This is a genomic window from Serratia sp. (in: enterobacteria) (genome assembly GCF_046715635.1).
GTDB lineage: Bacteria > Pseudomonadota > Gammaproteobacteria > Enterobacterales > Enterobacteriaceae > Chania.
Genome location: NZ_JBKJYW010000055.1, coordinates 1 through 10,540, shown reverse-complemented (window position 1 = coordinate 10,540; position 10,540 = coordinate 1). Strand labels below are relative to the sequence as shown.

Annotated in this window: 11 protein-coding genes; 9 read left to right on the top strand and 2 right to left on the bottom strand. The window is 50.2% G+C overall.

The genetic code is table 11. From position 1 onward, the window contains the following. Window positions 1–237: 237 nt before the first annotated feature. From nadC to ACLQ7H_RS02730, 9 genes are all read left to right on the top strand, one after another. The gene (gene nadC, locus ACLQ7H_RS02770) at window positions 238–1,128 is read left to right on the top strand and encodes a carboxylating nicotinate-nucleotide diphosphorylase (RefSeq protein WP_411751355.1); all 891 of its coding nucleotides are present in this window, start codon (window positions 238–240) and stop codon (window positions 1,126–1,128) included. Between the two features lie 452 nt (window positions 1,129–1,580). Then, window positions 1,581–2,087, top strand: a complete 507-nt coding sequence (locus ACLQ7H_RS02765) for a CS1 type fimbrial major subunit (protein ID WP_411751354.1) — start codon at window positions 1,581–1,583, stop codon at window positions 2,085–2,087. A gap of 285 nt (window positions 2,088–2,372) precedes the next feature. Further along, a complete protein-coding gene (locus tag ACLQ7H_RS02760) occupies window positions 2,373–4,625 on the top strand; it encodes a TcfC E-set like domain-containing protein (protein ID WP_411751353.1) in 2,253 nt (750 codons plus the stop codon). A gap of 35 nt (window positions 4,626–4,660) precedes the next feature. Then, window positions 4,661–5,353, top strand: a complete 693-nt coding sequence (locus ACLQ7H_RS02755) for a pilus assembly protein (RefSeq protein WP_411751352.1) — start codon at window positions 4,661–4,663, stop codon at window positions 5,351–5,353. Further along, entirely contained in the window at window positions 5,322–5,996 is a 675-nt protein-coding gene (locus ACLQ7H_RS02750; protein WP_411751351.1) for a hypothetical protein, read from the top strand. Before ACLQ7H_RS02755 ends, ACLQ7H_RS02750 begins: the two co-directional genes overlap by 32 nt. A gap of 15 nt (window positions 5,997–6,011) precedes the next feature. Next, window positions 6,012–6,533, top strand: a complete 522-nt coding sequence (locus ACLQ7H_RS02745; RefSeq protein ID WP_411751350.1) for a fimbrial protein — start codon at window positions 6,012–6,014, stop codon at window positions 6,531–6,533. 55 nt (window positions 6,534–6,588) lie between these two features. After that, window positions 6,589–7,674, top strand: a complete 1,086-nt coding sequence (locus ACLQ7H_RS02740) for a hypothetical protein (protein ID WP_411751349.1) — start codon at window positions 6,589–6,591, stop codon at window positions 7,672–7,674. Between the two features lie 46 nt (window positions 7,675–7,720). Further along, window positions 7,721–8,377, top strand: coding sequence for a helix-turn-helix transcriptional regulator (locus ACLQ7H_RS02735; RefSeq protein WP_411751348.1), 657 nt, complete (start codon window positions 7,721–7,723; stop codon window positions 8,375–8,377). 211 nt (window positions 8,378–8,588) lie between these two features. Then, complete coding sequence (locus ACLQ7H_RS02730; RefSeq protein ID WP_411751347.1) at window positions 8,589–9,515, top strand: LysR substrate-binding domain-containing protein; 927 nt, start codon at window positions 8,589–8,591, stop codon at window positions 9,513–9,515. A 157-nt stretch (window positions 9,516–9,672) separates the two neighbouring features. On the opposite strand, the gene ACLQ7H_RS02725 is transcribed toward ACLQ7H_RS02730, so the two are convergent. Then, window positions 9,673–10,356, bottom strand: coding sequence for a helix-turn-helix transcriptional regulator (locus tag ACLQ7H_RS02725; RefSeq protein ID WP_411751346.1), 684 nt, complete (start codon window positions 10,354–10,356; stop codon window positions 9,673–9,675). Beyond that, on the bottom strand, window positions 10,353–10,540 hold a 188-nt coding region (locus ACLQ7H_RS02720; RefSeq protein WP_411751345.1), incomplete at its 5' end, for a helix-turn-helix domain-containing protein. The genes ACLQ7H_RS02720 and ACLQ7H_RS02725, both read right to left, overlap by 4 nt.

The window sequence follows — 10,540 nt, the reverse complement described above, 5'->3', positions numbered from 1 at the left end:
AGAAAGCTGCTAACCATCCTGAATGCGATGCTACGGGATAATAAAAAATGGGTGACAAATTAATCATCACCCGTTGACTTTAAACACAGCTGCTCTCCCTGTGGGAGAGGGTTAGGGTGAGGGGTATTACAGCATAACTAACCTATTGATATTATGTAAAACTAGCGGCTGGCACGGGGCTATAAAACAGAGTAGCATGTGGATCCACCGACCTATCGTCCATTTCCGGAGTTTGCCATGCCGACCCGTCGCTACAGTGCCGACAGCCGCCGTACCGCGCTTCTCGAACGTATTGCCAATGATATCCCTACCACCGTCGCCCAGGCCCTGAGCGAAGATCTGGGGGGGACCGTGGATGCCGAGCGCGATATCACTGCGCAGCTGTTACCCGTAGATAAGCAGGCCAAAGCCACGGTGATCACCCGTGAACCCGGCGTCTTCTGTGGCCGCCGCTGGCTGGAAGAGGTGTTTATCCAACTGGGTGGACAGGTGAGGATCGAGTGGTTGGTGGAGGATGGCGATAAACTGGTGCCTAACCAGCCGCTATGCCACCTGAGTGGCTCGGCGCGCATCCTGCTGACGGGTGAACGTACCGCGCTAAACTTTGTGCAGACGCTGTCTGGTGTGGCCTCGGCGGTAAACCGCTATGTCGAACTGCTGCAAGGCACGCAAACCCGGCTGCTGGATACCCGTAAGACACTGCCCGGCCTGCGCACCGCGCTAAAATATGCCGTGCTGTGCGGTGGTGGCAGCAATCACCGTCTCGGTCTCTCGGATGCTTTCCTGATCAAGGAAAACCACATCATTGCTTCTGGCTCGATCAAAAACGCGGTAGAGAAAGCCTTCTGGCTGCACGCCGACGTGCCGGTAGAAGTGGAGGTCGAATCGTTGGATGAACTGCAACAGGCGCTGGATGCCGGTGCCGATATTGTGATGCTGGATAATTTCAGCGTCGAGATGATGCGTGATGCCGTTGCCCTGGCCCAGGGACGCACCCAGTTGGAAGTCTCCGGTAACGTCACCGATCAGACCCTACGCGAGTTTGCCGAAACCGGGGTGGATTATATCTCTGTCGGGGCGCTGACCAAGCACGTTACCGCACTCGATCTGTCGATGCGTTTTAACTGAATTCTGTTATTGGCAGCGCCTCTTCCTGGGGCGTTGTTGAACCAGGAAAATCATCGGCAAAACGGCGGACTCACTACGTAGGGATGCCGCATGGCATGCTTCGCCCAAATACCAATATATGGCCCACTGAGCCTATCACCTGCTGTCGTAACCTACCGAACTGTTCGAGACAAAAACGGAAGTATAACTAATCCGCATCGCCTATAAATAAATATTATCTTCCCCAAATGACAGAATGATCCTATAGTGCCGACCATTGATAAAGAAGATATATCTTAGTCATCAATCTAATCTTTATCTTATCTCTTTTTGATGTTTACTGAATATTTTGATCATGGATTGAACTCATTCCAAATAACCTTTTTCAAGGGTTATTTGTATAAAGCTCAGTAATAAACGCAGGAGACGTTTCTTAACGATAAGGACGTCAAATCATTTAATAAGGGAAAAACATGAAAAAGATCCTTCTGTCTGTAGTCGCTGCTGCCATTCTGTCATCCACCCTGGCTCACGCTGCTCCTGGCATCGACAAAAAAATCTCTATCGTTGCCACCATTAACGATGCGATTTTCGTTTCCAAGCCAGATGGCAGCACCTGGTACGACACAGAAGAACTGTTCGCCAGCGATCGCTACCAGACTACCTTTGCTTCTAACGATCTGCCAGTTCGTATTTACAGCACCACTGACAAAGTTGATGTGACCATGAAGCAACCTTTGACCGTGGTCCGTGGAGATAGCACTCAGTTATCCGGCGTAAAAGTGACTCTGGGCGGCCTGGAATTGAGCACTGCAACTGCTACAGAACTCACTCAGTCCACGCCAGCAACAGGTGGTGGTTTTGATAATACCTACACCCTGAAGATCACTGCTAATGCACCAACTACCCCTGTTACTGGTACCAGCACCAACGGTGACTACCAGGGCGATCTGGTGATGCTGTTCGAACCAATGCCATAAGATCCAATCTTTGGAAAGCTGACTCTATTTGGCCTGATAGTTGTCCATTAATGGGATGAGACTCAAGCCAATAATATAGAAGTTAAAATAGGGTTAAATCTTTAACCCTATTATTCAATCGTTATCACTCTTATTGTTTCACCATGGTGATTACGGCTTGGCATCCGTTACCTTGTTATAAAAGCATAAAAATCCACTCAATAACGGATTGCTTAATTTAACCGGGCATTTTGGTTAAGCAATTATTCGTGGCACTCTTTAATCTACTTATGGAACGGACTCTCCATGGCCAAAGCTATCCCAGGATGGGCAACCGGATTATTGCTGTTGGCACCATCGGCAGCAACCTATGCAGATAATGCCCAAATTGAATACCAGGTTCCCGCGGGTTTTTCCGAGGCCGAACAGGACAAATCCATGCAGTTTCTCGCCACGCTGGATGGCAAGCCCTTACCAGGTGCGATCAGTTGGTCCGCGCAGAAGAACCGCCTGACTTTTGATGAAACACTGTTCCGCCACAACGGTATCCCAACCGAGCAGATAGATCTGCTGAACAAAGTGTTGACGCAAATCCCCTACGCCGTCTGCCCCAATGGATGCGACTATACCATCAGTGGTCAGACCGTTTCGCTGGACAAGGTCAAGCAGTCGCTCGCCATCACCGATGGCAAGCAGCGTTACGTGCAACCACAGACCATGATGGGATTTATCCATAACCAATCGCTGGATGTGCGCACCGCGTCCAACAACTACCACTCGGTTGCGGCGGCTGGTCAAGCCTATCTTGGCATGCCATTCCAGAGCTATGGCTACCTGAATTGGTATTATAACGAGAGCAAAAGCTACGATACCCAGACTAACGATCAGGGTGTCAGTACCTGGTATCTGCAGAAAAACTTCTCCAGCACTTACCTGCGCAGTGGCCGCCAGGACAGCCGGGATTTTGCGGCCGGCAGCGTCAGCACCACGATCAGCCCGAGCTTTGACCAGTTTGTCACCCTCGGCAGCCAGGATAACCTCAAACGTGATAACCAGTCGGCTGGCAAGATGGTGTTGTTCGCCACCAGCGATGGTGACTACGAGTTCTACCGCGACGGGCGCCTGATCCGCCGCCTCCCTGCCACGATTGGCCGCAACGAGATTGACTACAACCAGTTGCCGGGCGGCTTCTACAACCTGGAAATCCGTCTGGTCAACCGTAGTGGTCAAGTGGTTAGCCGCGAAAATCAACAGATTGCCAACCTCAACTATGGAGTGGGTACTGGCTGGTTCGTGACCTTGGGTAAGGAACTGGATACCCAGGAAAACCTGGCGAGCGCCGGGGCCAACTTCAGCAACAACTGGTTTGCCATGAGTAGTGCGCTGCTCAAAGGGACGGGTAAAAAATGGGCGATGGAACACAATATCACCCGCCCCATGCAGGTTGGCGATGTGGATATCACCCCTACCGCAGGCGTCATGGCGGGCGAGAAGAGCGTCGGTGGTTATGCCAGCCTAAGCGTTGGCAACCCACTATTAGGCTCTCTGAGTGCCTCGCAGTACCAGAACACCACGGTATCCGATTTCTATCGGGGCAATGACAGCACCACGCTGTCATACAGCCGGCAGTTCGGGGCAACGCGTATGGCCTATAACTACAGCCGTTTCGCGCGCAGCGAACGCCACCAGTTACAAAGTACCTGGAACGTGCGCGGTAATGGAGTCTGGGCGGTGATTTCTGCTGGTTTACAGAAGGGCGGGTTTGACAGCAGCAACAACTACGGGCTGTTTCTGAATACCACCATCATGTTGGACCGTAACACCGGTACGTTTAATGCCGCTTATAACGGCGGTAAATTGCACACTGGCGGCAGCTATAGCCGTGAGTTTGAAGACGCCAACGGCACAACCTACGCCGGATTGGACTTCAGTGAAATCGGCCGTACCAACGCCATTGGCGTCAACGCCCGCCGCAGCGGCTCTCGTGGTGACGTATCCGGCCGCATCGGTGTAGACGATCGCATCACCAACACCAGCTTTAACTACAACGGCATGCTGGCGGCAAGCCGCGACGGTATTGCCTTGGGGCGTACCAGCCCGAGCGGTGCCGCAATGCTGGTGACTACGCCTGCGTTAGGCGATGTGAAGTACGGTTTCAAGGTCGAAGGTTCTCCGGTTGCCGGTGGCAGCACTTATGCGGTGCCACTGGCCAGTTATCAGGACGTGTCCTTCGCCCGCGCGCAGTCGGTGGATGCCAATTCGGATATGAACATTCGCCTGCCAGCCAACGTCCTTCGCGCCCATCCAGGGCAAGTGTACCCGGTGATGGCGGAGGTCGAAATGAGCCTGCTGTATAACGGTTTCATGATGGACAGCCACGGGTTACCGGTAAGCGGCACGCTGCAAGAAACCGGCGATACCGTCTACCCGAACGGTCTGTTCTCTGTAGCGACGTCGATGATGCTACAGGTGGTCACCGTCAATGGCAAACAGGGGCGTTATCAATGCGATCTGAGTCAACGCCAGAAAAACAACCGTTACCTCTGCCAGCACCTGTAAAGGCTGGCGGTTAACGCATGGAATAGAGTGGAAAAATGAAATCGATAATCAGCCCTTTGCGCATCACCCTGGCAAGTGCCCTGCTGGCTATGAGTGGGTTAACGCTGGCCGATGGCCAACTTATGGTGATGCCAGCACGCAGCACCGTTGAAGGCACTCAAAATCGTATCGTACAGGTCAGCAACCTTGGGGATAAACCCCTTTATCTGAAAATCGATATGGTGCGTATTGAAAACCCCGGTGAAAAACCAGAGCGTAAAACGCCGATTGGCGATCTCACCGTGCCGGAAATGATGGCTAACCCGGCCAAGTTGACCTTAGGCCCGGGCCAAAAGCGCGACATCAAGCTGGTGGTGCTGAAGACACCAGCGAAAGAGACCGTCTATCGCTTATACATTGTGCCAATCAACAGCATCAAGGTGGTGGGTGAGAATAGCCAAGAGAAAATCAAGGCGCCGATCACCTTTGGCATAGCCTATGGGGTGCTGGTGAGCCACTTACCCTCCTCCGGCTCGCAAACCCACGGCTGGGCTCACCAATGCCAGGCCAACGGGCTACAACTGACCTCCACTGGCAACATGCATACGCTGTTTAGCGGTTTGCAGGCGGTTCCGGCGGGCAGCATGCCTGGTGAACAAAAAATCTTCCCGGGGTTACCGCGCGTATTCCCAGTGAAAGCCCTGAAAGGCCAAGCCGATGGCAAACCCTTTGATCTGCGCTGCCCGTAAGGCCGCTGCGGCGATGGTGCTCTGTGCGCTCCCCTGGGGAATGGCACAGGCGCTGATTGATATCAGACCGAAAATCGTCGAAATGAAAGGCGAAGAGGCTGTAGTGAACGTGATCAATACCGGCGATAAATCCGAGTTTGTCGAAATTGGCCTGTTCGAACTGGTTAACCCCGGCGTACCGCCAGAACAGGAACAGCGAATACCCTTGGGTATCATCAAAACGCCTTACCTGTATGCCGCGCCGTTCAAGCTGTCGCTGGGCCCACGTCAGGAAAAGCAGGTGCATCTGAAGGCGTTGAAACAGCCTGAGCAAGAAAAGGTGTATCGGCTCTCGGTTATTCCGCAGCAGAAGTTCAGCATCAGCGGCACCCGTGGAAATGTGATGGTGGTCAATCTGGGGTATATGGGCCTGGTGCGCCAATTGCCCGCCAACCCTACCGCCGCCTGGCAGCACCGCTGCGGATCGGAAGGAATAGAGTTGGCAGCGACCGGCAACGTGCGGATTGAATTCAGTGAACTGACGCAGGATGGCAAGGCCGTGGACAGCTTTAACGTCTACCCTGGCACGCCGCGTCATATGGCTGGCAAAACATTACGCGGCAAGGCGCAGGACAAAACCTTTACCCTGCAGTGTGGCGCATAAAAAGGAATGAGCACCATGAAGCTATGGCAACAGATGATAGCGGCGGCGTTGTTGCTGCCAGGGATTGCGGCAAATGCAGCTGGCATACCATTGGGTGGGGTGCCGATCACCATCAACCTGACCAACCTGCCACAAATTACGGTAGAAAAACCGGAGGGTGGCTGGTATGACACACTGGCGCTGGACAACAGCAGCGGTAGAGATGTCACCCTTTATCAAGCTCAAGTGCCGGTGAAGGTCAGCATCCGTAATGAGCGCAATTTCAGCGTCACGCTGGTTAACCCGCTGATCCTGACCCACAGCACCAACCCCTCGCTGACGTTCAGCACCGCGCTGGTTGAGTTTGGCAGTAGTACCACTACGCTGCAGACATTAAGTGCTACGCCGATAGATTTCAGCAACCCGATCCCCCTGGGAGATACCTCGGTAGGGAATTATCTACTGTCGGTATCAGCCCATCAGCCTGCAGGAGCTCGGGGTGATATCACTGGCGACTATGTGGGTGAACTGATGTTGCTGTTTGAAGTCAATATATAACGTTTATCCCCAGTGATGACGGTATTTTGAATCAGATTTATTTTATCAAGGAATTATGATGAACAGACGTTTTCCATGGTTCGTTTTTTCAGGGGTGCTCCTGCTGTGTTGCAGTACTCAACCCACAATTGCTGGTACTTTTTACCGGCTGACCCCAACCAATTGCTCTATTAACAAAACGGGGAATAACAATGAATGGAAAGTCAGCTTTACTATTCAGCCTACTGCACGCACAAGTGGCGAAAGCGTCGCTGAGAACACTAAAAATAATTTTGCTATTTATGTGCCAACGGCAACAAACGGTGAAATAAGCCGTAGCGGTAACCGATTTGTAGTACCGCCGCCAGTATCAAGTTTGAATCTTGCTGCCGGGCTGGCAATAACCAGCAATAGCCCGAGCCTTAATTCTATTACTGTCGGTTCAAGCAATGCTTCTAAACCTGCGGTCATTACGTCTGGTGGTGCCGTGAGCTTTATCGTCTCACTAACAGCGGCGAATAATGCCTTCCCAGCAGTCTTAATCTCGACAACTGCCGAGGGTGGTGGTAATGCATCGGCAAGTCATTACTGGTTTATCCCTACTATCACAACCAGTACCTGTGTAGAGAGTGGCAGTAGTATGCCGCCCGCTGTCGTTCCCCCGATATCGGAGATAAATCCTGTCGACCCCGAATTTACCATGAATTCGGCAGAGTGGATGCTGCAAACCACCGACCTGGCTGACATACCAGATGTCACCTCTGCAGGCACTGGCTACCCAGCAACGATTAACGATATTAACAACAACAATCTGTGCGTGCGATACGTCACGGCGGGAGTCACCAACAAGCAATATGCGTTGGCCGTCGCCAATAGCGCCAGTTCACAAGGGGGGCGTAACCTGTTTACTCTACTGGGACCAGATAGCAGCCAATTACTTTATAATTTGCAGTTATCGAGTAATGACGGTAATACCGCCAACAACTTTAATTTCCCGGCAACAGGCACCACAAGTTATATCACTTTAGGACAGACGAACAATTACTCGGCTGACCGCAGTGAGATGTGTTGGACGCCAAAAATAAACCTATTCAAAAATGCGTCGACCAAGGAAGGCCTTCACTCTGACACGTTAGACTTTATTATTACCCCAAAGGCATAACTGATGTAAGTCACACGGATAGATGCTTAAATCTCCAGGAGGTACTATGCTTAATAAAAAAATAATCATTCAATGTCCATGCCATTTTACCCGCAGGGGAATTGAGGCAGTTTTGCAAAACATGCATTGTTTGGTTGAACACGAAGTCATTGCCAGTTTGGACAGGCTTAGCCAGTGTATAAAGCTGTTAAATACGGGGCCTGCGCCAGACATCTTAATAATGACTCTGAGTAGCATGGTGAACAACCCGTCAACCACCCTGCACCTGCTCGGTGATTATTATCTGGCAAACCCAAGGGTAAAGACCATACTCATTAATGACATGGCGTCTTTAGGCGTTATGGGACGCTATATTTGCGAATTCAAGAATGTTTGGGCCATATTGGATATCTCAAGTTCGGTGGAGGCACTGGAATTTCAACTACTCAATATTTTCCAGCCTTTCACATGCCGTTCCCCGCTGCGACATTCCACAATACCTTCTCTCTCACCACGTGAAATGACGGTATTGCAGAGGTTGCTGAATGAGCAAAAAACGACCGATATCGCCTACGACATGCGTATCAGCCCTAAGACCGTAAGCAGTCATAAACGGTCAGCAATGTTTAAGTTAGGTATCAGCTCATTACAACCGTTGATGATAAAAGACTACAATAGAAAAGCTACAATCAACGTATTCTTGTCAAATATCATAGAAAAATAAATTTAAAACCATGACGCAAACTTACACTTTAAAATAAACATCACAATGCAATCATTAGCAGTGAAACCATAATGTCAGCGATAAACTTCTGGAATATTAAACATAATTAAGTGAGGATATTCCTATTTACACATCCTCCTGAAGCATGGTATTTACATAAATTTTTTTACTTTCGTTTAAATAAAAATTGCGACATATAAAAAGAGGTAATATGAGATACCTACCTAAGCTACAACAACTCCAAACGTTTCAAGCCGTTCTTACGCATGGCAGTATTCGCACTGCAGCCAAGGCACTCGGCCAGTCACAGCCAGGAGTGACACGCAGCCTGCAGGAGTTGGAGCAAACATTAGGTATTTCCCTGATGACAAGAGGAAACGCCGGCGTTGTCCTTACCGATGTGGGGCGGTTATTTAATTCTCGCATTGAGTTGATATTAAATGAATTAGACCGTGCTTTGGATGAAATTCAACATTATAATCTTTCTACATCAGGCCCAGTGACCATTGGACTATCATTATTACCTATTTTGACCATTTTCCCTGGTGCAATAAAGCGGTTCAAATCAAAAAATAAAAAATCATGCGTGACAAGTTTTGAGGGACAAGTAGCCGAATTAGTGCCCAGAGTGCGGAGCGGCAAGTTGGACTTTATCATATGTGCTAATGCTCCTTTAGATTATTTAAGCGGATTAACCCAAGAGCTTTTAATTAATACTCACTACTTTATCTATGCTCGTAAAGGACATCCATTGGCTAATTGTACTTCATTGGTCGAGTTACAAGAGGCTGACTGGTTTTTACCCATCACAAAATTGGGATGCCACGATCAGTTAGAGCAGCTATTGTTTAAATACAGTTACCAGAAAAACAGACCCATCATGCGCGGCACGGGTGTTGCTGCGATGCAAATGATGATCAATGCCGATTATTTAACCATTGCAACCGGTGATATGGTTCACAATAACCCCTTAATGCATGACTTTTGTATTATCCCGGTAAAAGAAACACTGCCCGAGGCTAACTTTAGCTTAATCTACTCATCCGAGCGCCCTTTAACCCTGGCCGCTAAAAATTTGATGAATGAATTCCGTTTGGAAAGTCAGTATTATGATTGGAGTGAGCCTATAACTCCCTAACGGTTCCCTAGCTTTATTACGCAAAATCCTTGCTTACGTCGGAGACACTACCGTAACTATCAAACACCCTCCTTCTCTTTACCATTGGTACTTCATGAGGATCGTCTACTGTGATAATAGGGTCTAAACCGGTCATCCCCCTTTCGGGTTGATAAATTCAGCAATAGTACCATAGGCTTGGAGTCAGTTCCCCGACCATCTGTACTCCGTCATGGGGCAGCCAACTGTCGATAAAGACGCTTTGTACCGCGATCAGTTGGGCATAATGACGCATCCCCAACTTGTGCATTGCAGTGCCCTTGTGTGTGGAGATTGTTTTGATGCTACGCATCGTCAGCGCGGCGATTTCGGTAAGGGTCATTCCCTGCATCAGGTACTCGACCACCTGCCGCTCTGCCATAGATAACGTTTCCTCATCGCACCCCGGCAAAGCGCAGCCCACCCGGCTATCCTCCCCCAACAGGATTTGACTCAACTGCGCATGCCATGAGACCAAAGGTTGCCCCAGATCCAGGATATGTCTCACCCCCAGACGGCGCAATCGAGTCACCAGATACGGAATAGGAACATCCAGAATAACCATCAGCGTGACGCCGGGGAAAGAGATACGCACCTGCTGAATAAAGCGCAAGGCTAACAATAAGTCCGCCTGCTGCCCGATGTGCAAGGAGATAACCAGCATATCCACCGGCTGGGCTTCCAGATACCATTGTGCCTCCGCGACTTTCTGGCACTGCCAGACCCGCGATAGCAAGTGGGTGGTGAGCAGCGCCCAGATCCCAGCCTGAAAGAAACGGCACGGTGATACTATCGCCACGCTGTACCGTTTCAGGCTCATCATGTCGTGACATACCAGGGAAGATTCGTCGTGCTGTAGGGCGTGTCTGTGACCTGACTGCGTAAATGCTGGAACAGTTCAGAATCATTGCGAACCCCCAACTTGCGCATGCTATTGCACTTATGTGCGCTGATGGTTTTGACACTTCGATGCAGTAAATCAGCCACGTCAGAAACGCTCATTCCTT